Origin of the sequence: Variovorax glucosi, assembly GCF_051216695.1 — a bacterium.
Lineage (GTDB): Bacteria > Pseudomonadota > Gammaproteobacteria > Burkholderiales > Burkholderiaceae_C > Variovorax.
In genome coordinates this window covers 847,125-868,746 of sequence record NZ_JBPJZE010000002.1, presented here as the reverse complement: position 1 = coordinate 868,746, position 21,622 = coordinate 847,125, and the positions used below count along the sequence as shown (strand labels likewise).

General features: G+C 67.5%; 13 protein-coding genes. 7 read left to right on the top strand and 6 right to left on the bottom strand.

Annotation, left to right across the window (positions count from 1 at the left end; translation table 11 throughout):
- Positions 1 to 12: 12 nt before the first annotated feature.
- Both ACSFA3_RS12295 and hemC read right to left on the bottom strand, forming a co-directional pair.
- Positions 13 to 822 carry a uroporphyrinogen-III synthase gene (locus ACSFA3_RS12295; RefSeq protein ID WP_435505724.1) on the bottom strand — a complete coding sequence of 270 codons (810 nt, stop codon included), beginning with the start codon at positions 820 to 822 and terminating at the stop codon, positions 13 to 15.
- 10 nt (positions 823 to 832) lie between these two features.
- Positions 833 to 1,819, bottom strand: a complete 987-nt coding sequence (hemC, locus tag ACSFA3_RS12290; protein ID WP_435505723.1) for a hydroxymethylbilane synthase — start codon at positions 1,817 to 1,819, stop codon at positions 833 to 835.
- A 79-nt stretch (positions 1,820 to 1,898) separates the two neighbouring features.
- Here hemC and ppc point away from each other — a divergent pair, with 79 nt between their 5' ends.
- The 3 genes from ppc to ACSFA3_RS12275 all read left to right on the top strand — a co-directional run bounded on the left by ppc (position 1,899) and on the right by ACSFA3_RS12275 (position 13,396).
- Complete coding sequence (gene ppc, locus ACSFA3_RS12285) at positions 1,899 to 4,754, top strand: phosphoenolpyruvate carboxylase (RefSeq protein ID WP_435505722.1); 2,856 nt, start codon at positions 1,899 to 1,901, stop codon at positions 4,752 to 4,754.
- A gap of 166 nt (positions 4,755 to 4,920) precedes the next feature.
- Positions 4,921 to 5,169, top strand: a complete 249-nt coding sequence (locus ACSFA3_RS12280) for a hypothetical protein (RefSeq protein ID WP_435505721.1) — start codon at positions 4,921 to 4,923, stop codon at positions 5,167 to 5,169.
- A gap of 4 nt (positions 5,170 to 5,173) precedes the next feature.
- A complete protein-coding gene (locus ACSFA3_RS12275; protein ID WP_435505720.1) occupies positions 5,174 to 13,396 on the top strand; it encodes a glycoside hydrolase family 94 protein in 8,223 nt (2,740 codons plus the stop codon).
- Between the two features lie 23 nt (positions 13,397 to 13,419).
- Here the strand turns inward: ACSFA3_RS12275 and ACSFA3_RS12270 are convergent, their stop codons facing one another.
- Genes ACSFA3_RS12270 through ACSFA3_RS12260 form a run of 3 tightly spaced genes read right to left on the bottom strand, consistent with a single transcriptional unit; the run spans position 13,420 to position 16,623 of the window.
- Positions 13,420 to 14,655, bottom strand: coding sequence for an AI-2E family transporter (locus ACSFA3_RS12270; protein WP_435505719.1), 1,236 nt, complete (start codon positions 14,653 to 14,655; stop codon positions 13,420 to 13,422).
- 22 nt (positions 14,656 to 14,677) lie between these two features.
- The gene (locus tag ACSFA3_RS12265; protein WP_435505718.1) at positions 14,678 to 15,451 is read right to left on the bottom strand and encodes a LytR/AlgR family response regulator transcription factor; all 774 of its coding nucleotides are present in this window, start codon (positions 15,449 to 15,451) and stop codon (positions 14,678 to 14,680) included.
- Positions 15,442 to 16,623, bottom strand: coding sequence for a sensor histidine kinase (locus ACSFA3_RS12260; protein WP_435505717.1), 1,182 nt, complete (start codon positions 16,621 to 16,623; stop codon positions 15,442 to 15,444). The genes ACSFA3_RS12265 and ACSFA3_RS12260 overlap by 10 nt, the downstream gene beginning before the upstream one ends.
- Positions 16,624 to 16,652: 29 nt before the next feature.
- Here ACSFA3_RS12260 and argH point away from each other — a divergent pair, with 29 nt between their 5' ends.
- The 4 genes from argH to ACSFA3_RS12240 all read left to right on the top strand — a co-directional run bounded on the left by argH (position 16,653) and on the right by ACSFA3_RS12240 (position 20,475).
- Complete coding sequence (argH, locus tag ACSFA3_RS12255) at positions 16,653 to 18,068, top strand: argininosuccinate lyase (RefSeq protein ID WP_435505716.1); 1,416 nt, start codon at positions 16,653 to 16,655, stop codon at positions 18,066 to 18,068.
- Between the two features lie 76 nt (positions 18,069 to 18,144).
- Entirely contained in the window at positions 18,145 to 18,738 is a 594-nt protein-coding gene (locus ACSFA3_RS12250; RefSeq protein WP_435505715.1) for an RNA polymerase sigma factor, read from the top strand.
- A 10-nt stretch (positions 18,739 to 18,748) separates the two neighbouring features.
- A complete protein-coding gene (locus ACSFA3_RS12245; protein WP_435505714.1) occupies positions 18,749 to 19,519 on the top strand; it encodes an anti-sigma factor in 771 nt (256 codons plus the stop codon).
- A gap of 134 nt (positions 19,520 to 19,653) precedes the next feature.
- Entirely contained in the window at positions 19,654 to 20,475 is an 822-nt protein-coding gene (locus tag ACSFA3_RS12240) for an SGNH/GDSL hydrolase family protein (protein ID WP_435505713.1), read from the top strand.
- Here ACSFA3_RS12240 and opgC read toward each other — a convergent pair.
- The gene (gene opgC / locus ACSFA3_RS12235) at positions 20,462 to 21,619 is read right to left on the bottom strand and encodes an OpgC domain-containing protein (protein ID WP_435505712.1); all 1,158 of its coding nucleotides are present in this window, start codon (positions 21,617 to 21,619) and stop codon (positions 20,462 to 20,464) included. The genes ACSFA3_RS12240 and opgC overlap by 14 nt on opposite strands.
- Positions 21,620 to 21,622: the final 3 nt, after the last annotated feature.

Genomic DNA, 21,622 nt, shown 5'->3' with positions numbered 1-21,622 from the left:
TGGACGCGGAACTCATTTGAACGATTCTATCGACGCGACCAATGCGGCCGACCCCGGCTGCGAGAGCCCCACGGTGCCGAAACCCGCCTCGCGCGCCGCATTGCCGATGCGCGGATGGGTCGCGACGGCACGGGCGGCGCGCCAGTCGGTCGACGGCATCGCCCGGACCAGGTGACCGATGGATTCCGAGCTGCTGAAAAGCCAGACGCTGCCGTCCGCCGCCGCCTCGGACGCCAGCCGGCGCTCGGCGTCGCCGAACGTCGGGGCCAGGCGGCGGTAGGCGACCACGGTGTCGAGTGCGCCACCCGCGCATCCGACCTCCCGCGCCAGCCAGTCGCGCCCGGTGGGCCGGCCGTCCGCGTCGCCGCCACGCACGATCAGCACCCGCGCGCCGGGGCCGATCTGCGAACCGGCGCATGTCCACAAAGCTTCGGAATCGAACTGTCCGGCGTCGTGCGCCGGCGAATCGATCCGCGATTCGGGAACGCCGGCCCGGCGCAGCGCGCGCACGGTGCCGGGACCGGTGGCCCAGAAGCGCGGCAGCCCGCTGTCGCCTGCAAACGATGCCTCATCGGCACGCGGCAGGAAATGCTCGACGGCCGGAGCGCTGACGAACATCAGCGCCGTGCAGTCGCCCATGCGCTCGCGCGCGTCGTCGAGCGCTTCGAGGCCGGCTTCCAGCACCGGTTCGATGGCGATCAGCGGCAGCGAGACGGCATCGAAACCGGCTTCGCGCAGATCGTGGGTCCAGCGCGAGGCCTCGCGCGCGGGACGGGTGACGATCACACGCAACGGCAACGGCAACGGCAACGTCGTCGTCATCGGAGACGGCTCAGACGTCGGGCGCAGCCGGGGCGCCTTCCGACGGACGCGCACCGTTGGCGCACAGCAACGCAGCAGCTTCCTCGCCCAGCGCGCGCGCCTGGTCGAAGTTTCCGATGCTCGCCGCGTCGGCATGGGCATGCACCTGCACCAGCGCGCCGCTGCCGTCCGGGTCGCCCCAGGCCGCGTCGATATGCAGGCCGCCGTCGCCCTGCCAGCGCGCGTGGGCGGCCAGCGGCATCGAGCAACTGCCGCCCATCGCGCGGCTGACGGCGCGCTCGGCGGCGGTGGCCAGCCAGTCGCGGCGGTTGGCCAGCGGCGCCAGCAGTTCGATCAGGTCGGCGCGGTCGTCGCGCACTTCCACGCCCAGCGCACCCTGCCCGGCCGCCGGCAGCATCTGCGCCGGCGTGAAGACGTGGCGGATGCGACTCTGGAGATTGAGCCGGATCAGCCCGGCCGCGGCCAGCACAATGCCGTCGTAATGGCCTTCGTCGAGCTTCCTCAGGCGCGTGTCGAGATTGCCGCGCAACGGTTCGATCCGCAGATCCGGGCGCAGCGCTCGCAGCAGCACCAGCCGGCGCAGGCTCGAGGTACCGACCACGGCGCCCTGCGGCAGATCTTCGACCGAAGCGAAGTTCGGCGAGACGAAGGCGTCGTGCGGATCTTCGCGCTCCAGCACGCAGGCCAGCGTGAAGCCGGGCGGCAGGTCCATCGGCATGTCCTTGAGCGAATGGACGGCGATGTCGGCGCGGCCTTCGGTCAGGGCGGTTTCGAGTTCCTTGACGAAGAGCCCCTTGCCGCCGACCTTGCTCAGCGACTTGTCGAGGATCTGGTCCCCGCGCGTCGTCATGCCCAGCAGGCTGACGGTGTGGCCTCTTTCTTGCAGTAGCGAGCGTACGTGCTCGGCTTGCCAGAGTGCCAGACGGCTTTCGCGCGTCGCGATCACGATGTTGCTCACAGCGTTTTCCAGTGAAAAAGACCGTCGGAATGCTAGCATGTTGCGCCGCAGCAACGCTGCCGGCATCCCTTCACCAGACCTTCCCGACTTCGGCACCCGACAAGAGGAGCTCAAAAGAATGACAACAGGCAAGAAGGCGCCAGCGCGCACCCCCAACACCCCCAACGGTTTCAGCGAAGACCAACCGCTCATCGACGACATCCGGCTGCTCGGCCGCATCCTCGGCGACGTGATCCGCGAGCAGGAAGGCGAAGCCACCTATGCACTGGTGGAGAAGATCCGCACCCTGTCCGTCGCCTTCCGCCGCGATGCCGACCATGCTGCCGACCGCGCGCTGAAGAACCTGCTCAAGGGCCTGAGCGCCGTCGAGACGGTCCGCGTGATCCGCGCCTTCACCTATTTCAGCCACCTCGCCAATCTGGCGGAAGACCGCAACCAGATCCGGCGCCGCACCGATTCCGACCGTGCCGGCGAGCATCAGGACGGCAGCCTCGAAACCGCGCTGGCCCGCATACGCAAGGCCGGAATCTCGCCTGAGGCGGTGGTCGAATCGCTGGCGCACAGCTACGTTTCGCCGGTGCTGACCGCGCATCCGACCGAAGTGCAGCGCAAGAGCATCCTGGATGCGGAACGCGGCATTGCCCTGCTGCTGACCGGCCGCGACGAGATCGGCCTGCGCCAGCGCGCATTCGCCGGCAAGAAGGACGCGCTCACGCCGATCGAGTACGCCGACAACGAGAAGCAGATCCGCATCCGCGTCACGCAGCTCTGGCAGACGCGCCTGCTGCGCTTCACCAAGCTCACCGTCGCCGACGAGATCGAGAACGCGCTCAGCTATTACGAGGCGACCTTCCTGCGCGAGATTCCGCGCGTCTATGCCGATCTGGAAGCCGCGCTCGGCCACAGCGGCATCGCACCGTTCCTGCGGATGGGCCAGTGGATCGGCGGCGACCGCGACGGCAATCCGAACGTGACCGCCGACACGCTGCAATACGCGCTGCGCCGGCAGTGCGAACTCGCGCTGCGCCACTACCTGACCGAAGTGCATTACCTGGGCGGCGAACTGTCGCTCTCGGCCACGCTGGTCGATATCTCGGTCGAGATGCAGGCATTGGCCGAAGCCTCGCCGGACCACAACGACCACCGCGTCGACGAGCCCTACCGCCGCGCGCTGACCGGCGTGTATTCGCGCCTGGCCGCGACATTGCGCGACCTGACCGGCGGCGAGGCCGCGCGCCATGCGGTCGCGCCTCAGAATCCGTATCCGAACGCCGAGACCTTCCTGGCCGACCTGCGCACCATCGCCGAATCGCTGACCGAAAAGCACGGCGCCACGCTGATCGCGCATCGCCTCGGCCCGCTGATCCGCGCCGTCGAAGTGTTCGGCTTTCACCTGGCGACGGTCGACCTGCGCCAGAGTTCGGACAAGCACGAAGCCGTCGTCGCCGACCTGCTGGCGCACGCACGCATCGAATCCGGCTACATGGCGCTCGACGAAGACGCCAAGCAGACGCTGCTGCTGCGCCTGCTCGGCGAAGCGCGGCCGCTGCGGGTGCCCGATGCCGACTACACGCCGCTGACCCGCAGCGAGCTCGCCATCTTCACGGCTGCCCGCACGTCGCGCGCGCGATACGGCGCCGCCGCGATCCGCCACTACATCATCAGCCACACCGAAACCGTGAGCGACCTGCTGGAGGCGCTGGTGCTGCAGAAGGAAGTCGGGCTGATGCGCGGCGAACTGCATGCCGAGGACGGTGCGGGCGGCGCCGTCTGCGACCTGATCGTCGTGCCGCTGTTCGAAACCATCGAAGACCTGCGCAACGCGGCGCCGATCATGCGGGCCTTCTATGCGCTGCCGGGCATCAAGGCGCTGGTCCAGCGCTCGGGCGCGCTGCAGGACGTGATGCTGGGCTACAGCGACAGCAACAAGGACGGCGGCATCTTCACCAGCAACTGGGAGCTCTATCGCACCGGCACGGCGCTGGTGAAGTTCTTCGACGAACTCAACGGCACCGGACCGCAGATCAGGCTTCGCATGTTCCACGGGCGCGGCGGCACGGTCGGGCGCGGCGGCGGTCCGAGCTATCAGGCGATCCTGGCGCAGCCGCCCGGCACGGTGCGCGGCCAGATCCGGCTGACCGAACAGGGCGAAGTCATCGGCTCCAAATACGCCAACCGGGAAATCGGCCGGCGGAATCTGGAGACGCTGGTCGCCGCCACGCTCGAGGCGACGCTGCTGCCGGCCGGCAAGGCGGCACCGGCCACGTTTCTTTCGACGGCGGGCGAACTGTCGTCGGCAAGCATGGCGGCCTACCGCAAGCTGGTCTATGAAACGCCCGGTTTCGGCGACTACTTCTTCAGCGCGACGCCGATCCGCGAGATCGCCGAACTCAACATCGGATCGCGCCCCGCATCGCGCAACCCGAACCGCAGCATCGAAGACCTGCGCGCCGTTCCGTGGAGCTTCAGCTGGGGTCAGTGCCGGCTGACGCTGCCGGGCTGGTACGGATTCGGATCGGCGATCGAGCAGTTCGTCGCCGGCGCCGCCACGCCGGAGGCCGCCAAGGAGCGCCAGGCGCTGCTGCAGCGCATGTACGTGCAGTGGCCGTTCTTCCGCACGCTGCTGTCGAACATGGACATGGTGCTGGCGAAGAGCGATCTGGCGCTCGCGACGCGCTATTCGGAACTGGTGGCCGACCGCAAGCTGCGCCAGAAGGTGTTCGGAATGATCGAGGCCGAATGGCATCGCACGTCGGACGCGCTGACGCTCATCACCGGTGCCAAGCAGCGGTTGGCCGGCAATGCCGACATGCAGCGTTCGGTGCAGCATCGGTTTCCGTACATCGATCCGCTGCATCACCTGCAGGTCGAGCTGATGCGGCGCTACCGGGCCGGCGAAGGCGGCGAGAGGCTGCAGCGCGGCATCCACATATCCATCAACGGGGTGGCGGCGGGATTGCGCAATACCGGCTGAGGAAAGGGTCCAGGAAGCGATGTCATCCGTCGGCCTACGCTGCAATGCGCCAAGCCGGCTGAAAAAGGCCATTACCAAGGGAGTACCCTGAGACCAAGTCAATAGAACGTAAACAAAATTTCGCACTTTCGCGCGGTCGTTAACGTTTTTCATAGGAACGGTCGTCATGTCTTCGTCGCAAACCCTTGCTTCTTCCGCCGGAATCAGTGCAACTTCGGCTCGTGTGCCGTTCGATTTCGTCAGCAGCGACATCGATGACCTGGCGTCGCACATGAGCCATTGCGCGGCGTCGCAGAGCCGCTGGTTTGCCGTGCGAAGCCATCTCCAGGAAGCTCATGCGATGGCGGCCGGCCGCATCGTGACGATGGCCTGCATCGCGGCCTCCGTCGGTATCGCCGTCCTCGCGCTCGCCTGACGCGGTGGCGCCGGCCATCCAGCGCCTGGCGTCGCTCAGCACCTACGCCAGCGCGCTTCTCCTCCGGCCGCTCGCGCCGGCCCAGCCACCCATCAGAGCCGAACTCTTCGGCATCCAGCGCTTCGCGCAGCACGGCCGGAGCCTCGCGCGTGCGCAGGCGGTGCAGGAACTTGGAGCCGACCCGGGTGTCGCGCCGTTCTTCCCGCGCGTCGACGAGAACCTTGCATCGCTGCGCAGCGCCTTCGATTACATCGCACTGATCTCGCAGAGCGGTCGCTATGTCTCGCCTGCCGCCGAATGGCTGCTGGACAATTTCCATCTGGTCGAAGCACAGCTCCAGCAGATCCGGGAAGGCGTGCCGCGCAGCTATTACGCGCGGTTGCCGAAGCTCGCCGCGCCTCCGCTCGCAGGGTTGCCGCGCGTCTACGGCATCGCCTGGGCCTACGTGGCGCACACCGACAGCGTGCTCAACGCCGACCTATTCACGGCTTTTCTCGATGCCTACCAGGAAGTCGACGAGCTCACGCTGGGCGAACTCTGGGCGCTGCCGACGACCTTGCGCGTCGTGCTGCTCGAGAACCTGCGCCGGATCGCCGAGAGCATTGCCGAGAACAAGGTCGCGCGCGAGGTCGCGCATGCCGTGTGGGATGCGGAGGAGCCGCTGTCGGACATCGATCTCGACGCCATCTACGGCATGGTCCAGTCGCACGGCCTGCACCAGAGTTACTGCGCGCAGCTCTGGCAGCGCCTGCCAGTCGAACGCGGCGAGCATCCACCGCCCGTCGTCGCCTGGACCGAGCGCCACTGCCCCACGGGACCGGCGCTGATCAACGAAGCGCAGGCCAACCAGGCCGCGGCCAACCTGACCGTCGGCAACATCATCACCACGCTGCGCCTGATCGGCCAGGTCGAGTGGGCCGATCTGATCGAACCGGTGAGCCGTTCTCTTCGCGTCCTCCGCGAGCTGCCGAGTTTCGCAGCCGAAAGCGAACGTACGCGCCAGCAGATCACCCACGCGATGGAACAGGTCGCGCGGATCACCGAGCGCACCGAGCGCACGGTGGCAGAAACGGTACTGCAGCTCGCGCAGACGGCCACCGCGGCGTCGGAAATCGCTCAAGGCGGCCTGCCGACCTTGCCGCCCGCCCGCGGGACCGACGCGGCCCACACGGCCGGCTATCACCTGTTCGGCCGCGGCCGGCCGGCGCTGATCGACGCCTTGCTGGTCAAGCGGCGCCTGCATCCGTCGTCGGACGCCAGCCACGGTGCATTCGGACCGGAGCGCACCGAAACGATCCCGCGCAACTGGCGCCTGAGGATCTATCTGGCATGCATCGCAGTCGGTACTGCACTGGTGATCGCCGGCATTTCGCGCGGTCTGCTGCACCGGCAATCCGACTTCGGCGCCGCCACCGTCGCCGCGCTGATCCTGCTGATCTGGCCGGTGTCCGAAGCCGTCATCGCGCTGGTGCACCGGATGATCGCCGAATCGGCACGCGTGCAGACGCTGCCCCGACTCGACTTCGCAGGCGGCATTCCGCCCGCACATCGCGTGCTCGTCGCGATGCCGACGATGCTGGGTTCGATCGATGGCAACGCGCGCCTGGCGCACCGGCTCGAACTGCACTGGCTGGCCAACCGCGAAGACAACGCGCAGTTCGCGCTGGTCACCGACTGGGCGGACGCCGCCGAAGCATCGATGCCGAACGACGCTGCGCTGCTGGCAGACGCGCTGGCCCGAATTACGCTGCTGAACGCGCGCCATCCGGCCGCCGACGGCGCAGCGCCCCGCTTCCTGCTGCTGCATCGCCCGCGCACCTTCTGCAACACCGAACGCCGCTGGATCGGCTGGGAACGCAAGCGCGGAAAGATCGAGATGCTGGTGCGCCTGCTCGCCGCCGGCGATGCAAGCGGATTCCTGCCGCTTGCACCCGGTCTGCGGCTGGCGAGCGACATTCCCTACGTCGTCACGCTCGACAGCGACACCGGCCTGCCGCCCGGCGGCCTGCGCGAACTGGTCTCCATCGCCGCGCATCCGCTGAACGCGCCGCAGATCGACTCGGACACCGGCCGAGTCGTCGCCGGATTCGGCATCCTTCAGCCGCGCATCGTGACGCCGTTCCCGACGCGGGAAGAACGCTCGTTCTTCCACTGGATGTTCGCTGGCCAGTGCGGCATCGATCCGTACAGCAGCGGCGCGTCGGACGTCTATCAGGACCTGTTCGGCATCGGCTCCTTCACCGGCAAGGGCCTGCTCGACGTGCGCGCCCTGCACGCCACGCTCGACCGTCGCCTGCCCGACGGCGCGGTGCTCAGCCACGACCTGCTCGAAGGCACGGTAGCGCGCTGCGCCGTGGTAAGCGACCTGGTGCTGATCGAGGACCATCCGCACCATGCGGGCGTGGCTGCATCGCGCATCCACCGCTGGACGCGCGGCGACTGGCAACTGCTGCCGCTGATGCTGCGCGCGAAGCGCTACGGCATCGACGCGCTCGGCTTCTGGAAGATGAGCGACAACCTGCGCCGCGCGCTGGTCGTGCCGGCGTCCACCCTGCTGCTCGCGCTGGCGGTTTTCACCGATGCCGTTCCGCTGGCCTGGGCTTTTGCCGCCGTCGCGGCCGCCCTGGTGCTCGGGCCGCTGCTCGGCGCCCTGGCCGGAATGGTGCCGACGCGGCGCTCGATCGCATTGCGACACTTCTTCGACGTCGGCTCGGTCGAATTGCTGCGCGCGCTGGCAGGCGCAGCCTGGCAATTCGTGCAGTTGGCGGCGCAGACGCGCCTGCTGCTCGACGCCTCGCTGCGCGCGCTCTGGCGCCTGTGCGTGAGCCGGCGCAACCTGCTGCAGTGGACGACCGCCGAACAGGCGCAGGCGCAGGCCCGCTACGGACTGGCCGCTTTCGTGCGCGGCGCGGCGCCGACATCGGCTGTCTGCATCGCACTTTCGATAGCCGCCGCAGTCTGGAGTGTCCATCCGGTTGCTGGTTTCCTGCTGTTCGCGTTGTGGGCGCTGTCGCCGGTCGCCGCGTGGTGGGCCAGCCGCGTGGCACCGTCGCGCGACAGCGAGGCCTCCGCCGCGCTCGATGCCGACCAGCGCGCCTACCTGCAGTTGCTGGCGCGCGACACCTGGAAATTCTTCGAGCGCGCCGTCGGCCCAGAAGACAACCACCTGCCGCCCGACAACCTGCAGCTGGAACCCGAGCCGACGCTGGCGCACCGCACCTCGCCGACCAACGTCGGCATGTACCTGCTGGCCTGCTGCTGTGCGCGCGATTTCGGCTGGATCGACGATGCGGCGCTGGCCATGCGCCTGCGCGCCACGCTCGACAGTGTCGACCTGCTCGAGAAGCATCGCGGCCATCTCTACAACTGGTACGACACGCGCACGCTGAAGCCGCTGCCGCCGGCCTATGTGTCGAGCGTGGACAGCGGCAACATGGCGGGTCACCTGCTGGCCGTCGCCCAGGCCTGCCGCGCCTTCGCAGCCGATGCGGACGAATCCGAACGCGACCTGCTGGCATTGCTGGCCCAGCGCTGCGAGCGCATGTGCCATGCGATGGATTTTCGCGGGTTGTACGACGCCAAGCGGCATCTCTTCCACATCGGCCTGCGGGTCGAGGACGACACGCTCGACGCCAGCTACTACGACCTGCTGGCTTCCGAATCCCGGCTGTTGAGCTTTTTGGCGATTGCCAAGGGCGACGTGCCGCGCCGCCACTGGATGGCGCTCGGCCGGCCGTTCCTGTCGGTGGGCGACAAGCCGGGCCTGAAGTCGTGGTCGGGCTCGATGTTCGAATATCTGATGCCGGCGCTGGTGATGGCCGAGCCCGACGATGGACTGCTGCAGGTCGCCAACCTGGCGGCGGTGCGCGAGCAGCAGGCATTCGGCGAGCAGCAATCGTTGCCGTGGGGCGTGTCCGAATCCGCGTATTTCGCGCAGGACCATTCGCTGGCTTATCAATACTCGCCGTTCGGCGTGCCGCGCCTCGCGTTGCGGCGCACGCCGCCGACCGACCGCGTCGTCGCACCGTATGCGAGCGCAATGGCTGCGCTGGTTGCACCCGCCGATGCGGTCGCCAATCTGCAGCGGCTCGAATCGCTCGGCGCGCGCGGCGAGTATGGATTCTTCGATGCGGTCGACTTCACGGTGTCGCGCCAGCCCAAGGGCGAGCCGCTGAGCGTTGTGCGCAATTTCATGGCGCATCACCAGGGCATGGTGCTTGTGGCCTTGAGCAACGTGCTGCGCGACGGAGCGCCACAGCGCTGGTTCGGCAGCGCGCCGCTGATCGAGGCCCATGCGTCGCTGCTGCACGAGCGCACGCCGCGCCAGATCATCGGCAGCGCAGATCCGCGCCAGCCGCCCGAGCCCAACCGCGCCGAACTGGCGCCGGTGCACCAGCCGCGCCTGGTCGACCCGACCGCACCCGGCTTCCAGCCGACGCATCTGCTGTCGAACGGCCGCTACACGGTGGCGCTGCGGGCGAGCGGCGCCGGCGTGAGCCGCTGGCGCTCGTTCAACGTGACCCGCTGGCGCGACGATCCGCTGCGCGACGGCTACGGCACCTTTATATATGTGCGCGACGTCGGCAGCGAGGCGCTGACATCGCTGACTTCCCTTCCCGCACCGGGCGAAGGCTGGCGGTACCGGACGCGTTTCCTGGCCGACCAGGCGCAATTCGAGGCCAGCGGCGACGGTCTGCAGGCACGCACGACGGTGCTGATCAGCCCGGAAGACGACACCGAACTGCGCACCGTGACGCTGCATAACTCCGGCGACCGTACCCGGACGCTGGAACTGGTTTCGTACTTCGAACCGGTGCTGTCGAACCCGAAGGCCGACGAGGCGCATCCGGCGTTCGCCAATCTGTTCGTCGAATCGCGCTGGGAGCCGAACTGGCGCGCGCTGCTGCTGTCGCGCAAGCCGCGTCTGCACGGCGATGCGGTGGTGGCGGCGGCGCATTTCGTCGCTGCGGCCGATGCACATGTGCTGTCGATCGGCTGCATGGCCGACCGGCGCGCTTTCATCGGCCGCAATCGCACGCTCGCCTCGCCCGCGCTGGACGCCCAGCCGCTGGACCCGCGCGGTGCACCGATCAACGGCCTGGACCCGATCGCCTGCCTGCGGGTGCAGGTGCGCATCGAGCCCGGCGCGACGGCACGTGTGACTTTCGCCACCGCTGCCGACGAGGACGTCGAGGCGCTGGTGCCTCGCATCGACCGCTACCTGCAACCGATGCACGTCGAGCGCGCCATGCGCCTGGCCGCGACGCTGGCTCAGGTGCGGCTGCGCGACCTGAGCATCGATCCGGCGAAGAACCTGGCGCTTCAGGACCTGACGACGATCCTGACGTACACCACGCCACGCGTGATGAGCGATCGGGGACAGATCGACCTGAAGCAGATCTGGCGATTCGGCATTTCGGGCGACAAGCCGATCATGCTGGTGTACATCCATTCGCTTTCGGGCTTGGGCCTGGTCGACACGCTGCTGCGTGCGCAGCCGTGGCTTGGTTTCGGCGGCGTGGCCTGCGATCTGGTGGTGTTGAACAGCGAACCCAATTCGTACCTCATGCCGTTGCAACGCGAGATCGAGGCGCTGCGCGGCCGCGTGTCGCAGCAGACTCAGAACAGCTTCCCGCGCAACGATTCGGCCGGCTTCTATCTGCTGCGCGACGTGGAAGTGGCGGCTTCGGAGAAGGCTGCGCTGTCGACGCTGGCGCGCGCAGTATTCACAGCCGACGGACGCACGCTCGAAGCGCAGGTTGCCGCGTTGCGCGATGCTGCAGCGCCGACGGTTGCGACTGCGCCTGCGGCTGTGGCTGTGGCTATGCCTGTGCCTGTGGTTGCAACGACGCCCGCGCAACCTTCACGCGGTCGTTTCGACGCTGCGAGCGGCGAGTTCTGTTTCGATGTCGATGCACGTCACCGGACCCCGAAACCGTGGGTCAACGTGATAGCCAACGCGAATTTCGGCTTCCAGGTTTCCGAAGCCGGCACCGGCTACACCTGGGCTGGCAACAGCCGGATGCACCAGCTGACGCCATGGTCGAACGATCCGATCCAGGACCCCGCCTTCGAGCATTACCTGCTGCAGGACATCGACACGCGCGAAATGCTGCCGCTGACGCCAGCCGGAAACGACGCTGCGGGCGCTCGTCACCGCGTGCGCCATGGCCAGGGCTACAGCGTCTTCGAATGCACGCACGGCGGCATCCGGCTCGAGACGACTTTCTTCGCCGACCGCGACGATCGCATGAAGGTCGTGCACGTGAACGTGCGCAACCAGGGCACGACCCGGCGCCGGTTGCGGGCCGTGGCGCTGGTCGAATGGCAGATGGGCGCGGCGCGCGGCGAACGCCGGACCGTGCACAGTTGGAAACCGGACGATCTCTCGGCGGTGTTCGGCCAGCAGCGCGAATCCAGCGGCGGCTTCGGCGGCAGCACGGCCTTCGTCGCGCTGGCGGGTTTGGGCGGCGCGGTGCAGTGGACATGCGAACGCAGCGAATTCTTTGCCTCGCACGGACGCGTCGAATTGCCCGACACCCTTCTCCAGCGCGCCGGCAGCGGGCTCGACGCCTGTGCTGCAGTGGCAGGCGAATTCACGGTCGATGCCGGACAAAGCGTGGAATTCAGCTTTCAGCTCGGCCATGCCGTCGATGCCGAGTCCGCGCTGGCGCTGGCCCGCCGCTGGCAGCAGCGCGACGTACCGCAGGCTCTGGCAGCGGCACGTGGCTTCTGGGACGAATTGCTCGGTCGCCTCGAAGTCCGCACGCCCGACCCGCTCTTCGATGCGATGGTCAACCGCTGGCTGGTTTACCAGACACTCGTCTGCCGGCTCTGGTCGAAGGCCGGCTTCTATCAAGCCGGCGGCGCCTTCGGTTTCCGCGACCAGTTGCAGGACGCGATGGCCTTCGCGCTGACCGATCCGGCGCGGCTGCGAGAGCAGATCCTGGTCAACGCGGCACGCCAGTTCCCGGCCGGCGACGTGCAGCACTGGTGGCACATGCCCGGCGGTGCCGGCGTGCGCACGCACTTTTCGGACGACCTGCTGTGGCTGCCGTATGCGGCATCGCACTATGTCGAAGTCAGCGGCGACACGGCCGTGCTCGACGAAATGATCGCCTTCATCGACGGGCCCGGCATTCCGCCCGGCGCAGAGGACGCGTACTACGCGCCGGAGATCAGCGCCGAGCAGGCGAACGTCTACGAACACGGCGCCCGCGCCATCGATCACAGCCTCGCGACCGGCATGCACGGACTGCCGCTGATGGGCACCGGCGACTGGAACGACGGCATGAACCGCGTTGGCCACGAGGGGCGCGGCGAATCGGTCTGGCTGGCCTGGTTCCTGTGCAGCGTGGTCGAGCGCTATGCGCCCTTCGCCATCGCGCGCGGCGAGCACGAACGGGCAGAACGCTGGCAGGCCGCGCGTCGCGGCTGGATCGCAGCGCTGCACGACTCGGGCTGGGACGGCGCATGGTTCCGCCGCGCATTCTTCGACAACGGCGCGCCGCTGGGTTCGTCGGTCAACGAGGAATGCCGTATCGACCTGATCGCGCAAGCGTGGTCGGTGCTCTCCGGCGCTTCCGACGACGCACATACGAAACCGGCGATGCAGTCGCTTCAGGAAGAACTGCACGACAAGCCCGCCGGCCTGCTGCGACTGCTGTATCCGCCGCTTGCGCACTCGGAGAACAACCCCGGCTACATCCAGGCTTATCCGCCCGGCGTGCGCGAGAACGGCGGCCAGTATTCGCATGCGGCGGTGTGGGCGCTGATGGCGCAGGCGCTGTCGGGCGACACGGAAGCGGCGTGGGAGAGTTTCGAGGGCCTGAGCCCTGCACACCGTGCGGAGCATCCGGTGCGAGGGCCGCTGTACGAGCTGGAGCCGTATGTGATGGCTGGCGACATCTACGGCGCCGCGCCGTATGTCGGGCGCGGCGGATGGAGCTGGTACACCGGCTCGGCGGCATGGCTGCATCGGGCATCCGTCGAAACGCTGCTCGGGTTGACGGTGCGCGGAAACATGCTGTCGGTGACGCCGCGCGTGCCGGCAAGCTGGCCGGGTTTCGAGATGACGCTGCGGCTGGAGGGGAAGACGCTGACCCTGCGTTACGGTGAGCCGGGTGGCGCATCGGTTTCAACGCTCCCGGGCACGCGCATCGCGGTCGGCGAATGGATCGACTGGCGCGCGCTGACCGACAGCGCCATCGTGCAGATCGCAGCCTGAAGCCCGATCGGCGTGGGGCGGCTTCAATCCCCCAGCAGCTCCCCGATCGGCTGGAGATCCTCCACCCGGTCGCAGATCGCCTTGACGACCATCATGATCGGGATGCCCAGCAGCAGTCCCCAGATGCCCCATAGCCAGCCCCAGAAGATCACGCCGACGAACACCGCCACCGGATTCATGCGGCTGGTCCGGCTGGTGAGCCAGGGCGTGAGCAGGTTGCCGATCAGGGTATGGATGACCAGCGAAGCGCCGCCGACCAACAGCGCCATCTCGATGGTGTTGAACTGCAGGAAGGCGACCAGCGAAGAGGCACCCATCACGGCGATGGAGCCGACGTACGGGATCAGGTTGGTCACGCCGGCAACGATGCCCCAGACGGCGGCGTTGGCGAGGCCGAGCCCCCAGAAGGCCAGCCCGGTCGCGAGCCCGACCAGCACGCTGGTGAATATCTGCACCATCAGGTAGCGCTGGATGTTGCCGGTGATGTCGTCCAGCACGTGCACCGTGATCTTCTTCTTGGCCAGGCTGTGGCCGGTGATCTTCACCAGCTTGCGCCTGAAAGTGTCGCCCGAGCACAGCGCGAAGAAGGTGAGGAAGGCGACCAGCGTGAGCTGGCCGACCGCGCCTGCCAGGCCCACCGTGCCGCTCCATAGATAGTCGCGCACGTTGAACGGCGGGCGCTCGATGATCACGCGCGTCGCGCCGCGGCGGCCGCCCTGCATCGGCGCGGCCTGCGTGGCTTGCTCCAGTTGTGCGGCGGCTTGCTGGAAGGTGTCGAGCGTGCTTGCGTTCTGGCTTGGATTGCGCACCATCGCCACGCGCAGCTTCTGCGCCGCCACCGGCAGCGAATCGACCAGTTGCGACGCGCTGCCGGAAAGCGAGTAGCCGGTCCAGCCGACGACCCCGGCAATGCTCAGCAGGATCAGCGCCGCACCGAGCGCGCGCGGCAGCTTCCAGCGCTCGAGACGGTCGACCAGAGGCGCCAGCGCATAGGTGCCCATCACGCTCAGCATCAGCGGAATGAAGACGGCCGCAGCCCATCGCAGCGTGAAGATGCTGGCGAAGACCGCCAGCACCACCAGCGATGCACTGCGGATGTCGACCGGCATGTGGATCAGCACGCGCTCGCGTTCCTTGCGCAGTTCCTTCCGCGCGTTGTCGAGCGCCTGCGTCGCCGCTGTCTCAGGAACGGGAGCGGGGACAGGGACGTCTTCGCCTGCTGTTGTCGGGTTGGTCGGATTGTTGGGGATGGTCGTCATGTCGATCGCCTTTTTTTATCTTTCAGGACGCGTCGCGCAGCGCCTCGCGCACCGCGGAAAGCTGGCGACGCGACACCATGAGCGGCTCCTCGATGCCGTCCAGCCGAAGCGCCCAGCCTTCGGCGCCCTCTGCGTCCGCGCCGTCGTCTTGTTTCTCCAGCGCGCGGATGGCTGCGCGCGCCACCAGCGCATTGCGGTGCACGCGCACGAACTGCTGCGGATAGCGTTCCTCGAACTCGTTGAGCGAGCCGTCGAGGATGTGGCTGCGGGTGCGGGTGCGCACGGTCAGGTATTTGTATTCGGACTTGAGATAGAGCACATCGGCCAGCGGCACCCGCTCGGCACGCCCGCGCTCCTGGATCACGAGCGTTTCCTGCGGCGCGTTCGGCCCCTCTGCCGCATTCGTCTGCACCGCTCGCCGCTCCTTCAGATGACGCTCGGCCTTCTGCAACGCCTGCTGCAGGCGGTCGGCGCGCACCGGCTTGGTCAGGTAATCGACCGCATCCAGTTCGAATGCCGTGACGGCATGGGCGGCATGCGCGGTGACGAAGACGATGGCCGGCGCGTCGGCGTGTCCCTGCAGGCTGCGCGCGAACTCGATGCCGTCCATGCCCGGCATGTGGATGTCGAGAAACACCAGATCGAAGGCCGTGGCAGCCAGCTGCTGGCCGGCCTGGGCGGCATGCGCAGCCTCGCCCGCGACGTCCGCTGCGGGCGACCGGCAGTCGCCCAGCAAGGTGCGCAGCCGGGATCGCGCAAGCGCTTCGTCGTCGACGATGAGGGTCTTCAGGGCCATCGTGTCTCCTTGTCCACCGTGCTCTCGGTGTCCACCGGCACGGAGATCCGCACCCGGTAGGTCTTCTGTTCGATCCCGGCGCCGAATTGCGCCTGCACGTCGTGCAGCAGGCTCAGCCGCTCGCGCACGTTGGCCAGTGCGATGCCGTGGCCGCGCGGCAGCGGCTCGGCGGCCCAGCGCAGCGGCGGAAGGCTGTTGATGACCTCGATCACCACCATGCCGCCGCGGCGTTCGGTACGGATGCGCAGGTCGGCGCCTTCGGGGCTCGGCTCGACGCCGTGCTTGACCGCGTTCTCCACGAGCGGCTGCAGCAGCAGCGGCGGCAATCGCGCTGCGTTGGCCGCGGTATCGATGTCCCAACGGATGCGCAGCCGGTCGCCGAAGCGAACCTGCTCAATCGCCAGATAGCGTCCGGCAAGCGCGATCTCGTCGGCCAGCGTCACCGACTCGTTCGGATCGGCCAGCGCGCTGCGGAAGAGTTCGCTCAGGTCTTCGAGCATGGTTTCGGCCTTGGCCGGCTCTTCCCGGACCAGGGCGATGGCGCTGTTGAGCGTGTTGAACAGGAAATGCGGCCGGATGCGCGCCTGGAGTTCTTCCAGCCGCGCGGTCATGGCGGCCGGCGTCTGTCCGCGCGCGCGCAGGACCATCACTGCCATCAGCACCGCCGCGAACATCGCACCGGCTGCGGCGCTGCCGAGCCAGGGCGCGGTCGCGACGACGCCCGTCAGCTTGAGCAAGCCGCAGCCGTAGAGTGCAGCCATCGCGCCGAGCAGGCAGCCGGTCGCGTACTGCCAACCGCGCGAGAGCCGGCCGAGCAGCTTCTTCGCAGCGCAGGCACACACCAGCCAGAGCAGCGTTGCCGGCAGCGCGCCGCCGGTGGCGACGGCGGTGAGCGCGAGCCAGTCGGCAGGCGTTGCCGTCATGAACATCGCGACGACCGCCAGCACAGCCTCCACCAGCAACACGGCGCGCAGCACGAAACCGATCCGGCAGGCATCGAACTGGAGGTTTCCGGACGGCGGCGATCGCGTTGGCGACGGGCGTGCGCCTCCCCGGGGCTGCGGCGCGGTTGAAACGTTCCGTGCTTTTCCCGTGGAACTCGGCGGAGTCGAAGGGGTGACCGATAAAATCGGCGGGCTGCGCATCACTGATACATCGGGTGACAAACCCATTATTGCCCCGCCACGCCTTTAGGCCCCTCATGACTCAAAACCAACTCGACAAGAAATCCGAAGCCTGGTCGGCCCTGTTCTCCGAACCCATGAGCGACCTGGTGAAGCGCTACACCTCCAGCGTGTTCTTCGACAAGCGCCTCTGGCAGGCCGACATCGAGGGTTCGATGGCGCATGCCGGCATGCTGGCGGCGCAGAAGATCATCGGCGCCGACGACCTGGCCTCGATCCAGCGCGGGCTGACGCAGATCCGCGGCGAGATCGAGTCCGGCGCGTTCGAATGGAAGCTCGACCTCGAAGACGTGCACCTCAACATCGAGGCGCGCCTGACGCAGCTGGTCGGCGATGCCGGCAAGCGCCTGCACACGGGGCGCTCCCGCAACGACCAGGTCGCGACCGACGTGCGGCTGTGGCTGCGCGGCGAGATCGACCTGATCGGCGACTTGCTGGTCGACCTGCAGAAGGCACTGGTCGACATCGCGGAGAAGAACGTCGAGGTGATCCTGCCGGGCTTCACGCACCTGCAGGTGGCCCAGCCGGTGAGCTTCGGCCATCACATGCTGGCGTACGTGGAGATGTTCGCGCGCGACGCGGAAAGGCTGCTCGACGTGCGCAAGCGTGTCAACCGCCTGCCGCTGGGCGCCGCCGCGCTGGCCGGCACCAGCTATCCGCTGGACCGCGAGTTGGTGGCTAGAACGCTCGGCATGGTGGACGCAGACGGCGCGCCGGCCGTCTGCCAGAACAGCCTCGACGCGGTGAGCGACCGGGATTTCGCGATCGAGTTCACGGCGGCGGCTTCGCTGGCGATGGTGCACATCAGCCGCATGAGCGAGGAACTGGTGCTGTGGATGAGCCAGAGCTTCGGTTTCATCGACATCGCGGACCGCTTCTGCACCGGCTCGTCGATCATGCCGCAGAAGAAGAATCCGGACGTGCCCGAACTCGCGCGCGGCAAGACCGGCCGCGTCGTCGGCCACCTGATGGCGCTGATCACGCTCATGAAGGGACAGCCGCTGGCCTACAACAAGGACAACCAGGAAGACAAGGAGCCGCTGTTCGACACCGTCGACACGCTCAAGGACACACTGCGCATCTTTGCGGAAATGGTCGGCGGCATCACCGTCAAGCCCGAAGTCATGGAGCGCGCCGCGCTGCGCGGCTACGCGACCGCGACCGATCTGGCCGACTATCTGGTGAAGAAGGGCCTGCCCTTCCGCGATGCGCACGAGACCGTGGCGCACGCGGTCAAGGCGGCGATCGCGCAGCAGGTCGACCTGTCGGAACTGCCGCTGGCGACGCTGCAGAAGTTCAATCCCACCATCGAACAGGACGTTTTCGAGGTGCTGAGTCTGCGCGGCTCGTTGAATGCGCGCGACGTGCTCGGCGGAACTGCGCCGGCGCAGGTGCGTGCACAAGTGGCAAGGCACCGCACGCGACTGTCCTGATGTCCTACAGGCCTGAATCCGCGGGCCTTTCGCGTCCGTATACCCTCCATGGACCGCTTTTCCACACCACTTCAGCATGACCGTTTCCCTGCCGGATGCACCGCTTGCAACGGATGCCGACCTGATCGCGCTCATCGACCGCGTCGGTCAGCGCGACGAAGCTGCGCTGCGATTGCTCTACGAGCGCACCTCGCCCCGGCTGTTCGGACTTGCGCTCCGCGTCGTCCGGCAGCGGGAGTGGGCGGAGGATGTTCTGCAGGAAGCCTTCATCACCATATGGCGCGTGGCCGGCGACTATCGCGGCACGCTGAGCCCACCGCTGGCCTGGATGGGGCTGATCGTCCGCAGCCGTGCGCTCGACCTGCTTCGCCGCCGCACCGCAGAACGGGCGCAGCTCACGCAGGAATTCGACGAAGTCATGGCAGATACCCTCGAATCGGACGCGAGCAGCCCGATGGACATCGCCGAAGCCAGCGAACAGGCATGGGCCTTGCGTCAATGCCTCCAGCAGCTCGAAGGTCCGCAGCGCGAAGTGGTCAGCCTGGCTTACCTGCGCGATCTAAGTCACAGCGAACTGTCCGACCAGCTCAAGCTGCCGCTCGGAACGGTCAAGACATGGATTCGCCGCGGGCTCGAGAAGCTGCGTACCTGCATGACGCGCTACGCGTGAGGGCTTCCGCATGAATCTCGCCCATCCTGCCGAAAGGCTCGAACTCCTGGCGGCCAGCTATGCGCTCGGCACGCTGCGGGGTGGCGCACGCCGGCGTTTCGAGACCGTCGCCCGCGACCATGCACCGGTGCGTGCGGCAGCGCTGATCTGGCAGGGTCGGCTGTCGAGCCTGACCGAACTGCAGGCCGACGCAGTGCCCGACTCGGCGGTCTGGACACGCATCCGCAACATGATCGACGTCGAAAAGTCTGGTCAGGCGCTGGAACGCCAGCGCACCGCGTCGTCCACCCGACCGGCTGTGGTGCCGACCCGGGCGACCGGCGGCTGGTTCCGCAGCCTGCCGCTGTGGCGCGGTGCCGCTGCCGCCGGGGCGCTGGCGACGATTCTTGCTGCAGTCGTCGGCGTGAATCTGCGGAACGAACTGCTGAACGCGCCGGCCGTGCAGTACGTCGCCGTGCTGTCGGACGACAAATCCGCTGCGTCGATGCTGGTGACCTTCGATGCCGGCAAGCGCCAGCTCACGTTGCAGCGTGTCGGCGCCTATTCCGAAGGCCAGGACAAGTCGCTCCAGCTCTGGGCGCTGCCGCCCGGCGGTGCCGCGCCGCGTTCGCTCGGCGTGCTCGACAACGCGCCTGCGTTGCGGCTCGCGGCTTCGGAGTCCGATGTGCGCGCCGTGCCGACGCTGGCGATCAGCCTGGAACCCAAGGGCGGCGTGCCGAGCGAGCGCGGACCGACAGGGCCGGTGCTGTTCAAGGGTGCCCTGATCGAGAAAATGCTCTAAAAAAGCAAGGAAAAGCAAGAAAGAGCGAGAAAGAGCTGGAACTTGCCAACGCGATCCGCTCCAAGAACGTTTCCGAGTTCATGCAGTCCATGAAAGCCATTCGCTCCTTCCGATTCGCAATCACTGCCCTCTGCATGGGGGTCACCGGCTTTGCAGCGCATGCCGAAAGGCTTCAAACACCGGTGATCACGGCATCGGCAGTGCCGGGTCCGCGGCTCGTCGAGCAGCCGTCGCCCGATTACGTCGCGGCTGCCACGCGCTGGAAGAGTTCGCTTTCCGCCTTCGCGGACGCCGACAAGACGCTGGCCCCCGGTACCGACGGCGTGCTCTTCGTCGGCAGCTCGACCATCCGCTTCTGGACGCACCTGGCACAGGATTTTCGCCAGCTGCCGGTGGTGATCAATCGTGGCTTCGGCGGTTCGACGATGGCGGATTGCAGCCTCTTCACCGGCGAACTGGTCACGCGCTACAAGCCGCGCCATGTGCTGGTGTATGCCGGCGACAACGATCTGGCCGAAGGCCGGACGCCGCTGCAGGTCATGGAAAGCTTCGCGCATTTCGCGTCCACGGTGCGCGCCGCGCTGCCGGACACGCGCATCAGCTACATCTCGGTCAAGCCCAGTCCGTCGCGCGAATCGCTGCTGCCGAAGATCCGCGAAACCAACAACATCATCGCCGCCTACATCCGTACGCTCGGCAACAGCGAATACATCGACATTTTCACGCCGATGCTGGGCGCCGACGGTCGTCCGCGCCAGGAGCTTTTCCTGGCAGACAAGCTTCACATGAACGAAACCGGTTACCGCTTGTGGCAATCGGTGATCTCGTCGCACGTGATGGACGGACGGGCACTGGCCGGCGTGTCTTCGACGGTGCCGGTACTTGCCGCGACGGAGACGGCCTCTGTGCCTACCGCTGCGGCTGCGACGCCACCCTCGCCCGTCAGGAAGCCCTGATTCGCGCCTTTCGCTCATCGACCCACAGCGTGGCACGCGCCACCGCATAGAGCCCCGCGAAAACCACCGCCAGCAGGATGGCGTCTCCCCACCAGGGCCGCGCGGTCTGGCTGCTGCCGAAGAACGCCAGCACCATCAGCACCGCCACCAGATGGGCGCAGAACACCGGCAGCGAGGCCGAGCCCATGGCTTCCAGCCAGTGGAAGCGCGGCAGCCGACGCGCCAGCGCCGGCCCGAAGCCGATCGCCACGATGCCCAGTGCCGCCAGGTTCACGATGCGCAACGGTCCGAGCTGCCACTTGTCGAACAGCAGGTTCAGATGGTCGTTGGCGCCGAAAGCTGCCTGACCGTTGGGGCCGTGGTGGCGCCAGTACAGCCCGTACAGCGCCACTGCCGTGGCCGCCGCCAGCAACCAGGTCGGAATCTTCAGCGACTGCGCGTCCGGCGCGTTGCGGCTTGCACCGAGCCACAGGCCCATGAACCATAGAAACTGCCAGGCATAAGCGTTGAATGCGCCCATTTCATGAAATGGCACGCTCAGGCCGGTCCAGTCGACAACGATCCCGTAGAGCCATTCGCTGAGTCCGAACTGCGCCGCGGCCCAGACCGCCGTGCTCGTCAGCGCGATGGCCAGCCAGCCGTTGCGCAGCGCGAAAGCCAGCACCCACGGGCTCAGCAACATGAAGAAGATGTACATCGGCAGGATGTCCAGCAGGGCCGGTTCGTAGACCAGCAGCAGGCCGAACAGGAAACCGTCGCGCGGTTGCACGAGGTAGAACGACATCAGGTCCTTGACGGCCGGCTGGTCGATGCGGATGCCGACCGCGGCGATGAAGCTGAACAGGAACAGCAGCGTCGCCGCCTGCGCCATGTAGATCCTGAGCGCCCGCTGCATGAACGCGTTGCGCATCGCATCCACGCCTTCCCGGTATCCGACGCGGCTGTAGACGAGCCCGGACATGAACGCCGACAGGAGCACGAAGCCTTCGGCCGCCGAAACGAAGCCAAAGGGCTGTCCCAGCGGATCGGTGAGGCGGGTTGGCAGGTGCGTGACCGTCATCAGCACGAGCATCAGCCCGCGCAGGGCATCGATTTCCCAGTGACGCTGCGATGAAGCAGGCGCGGGGGAAGTCTCTGCCGCCATTCG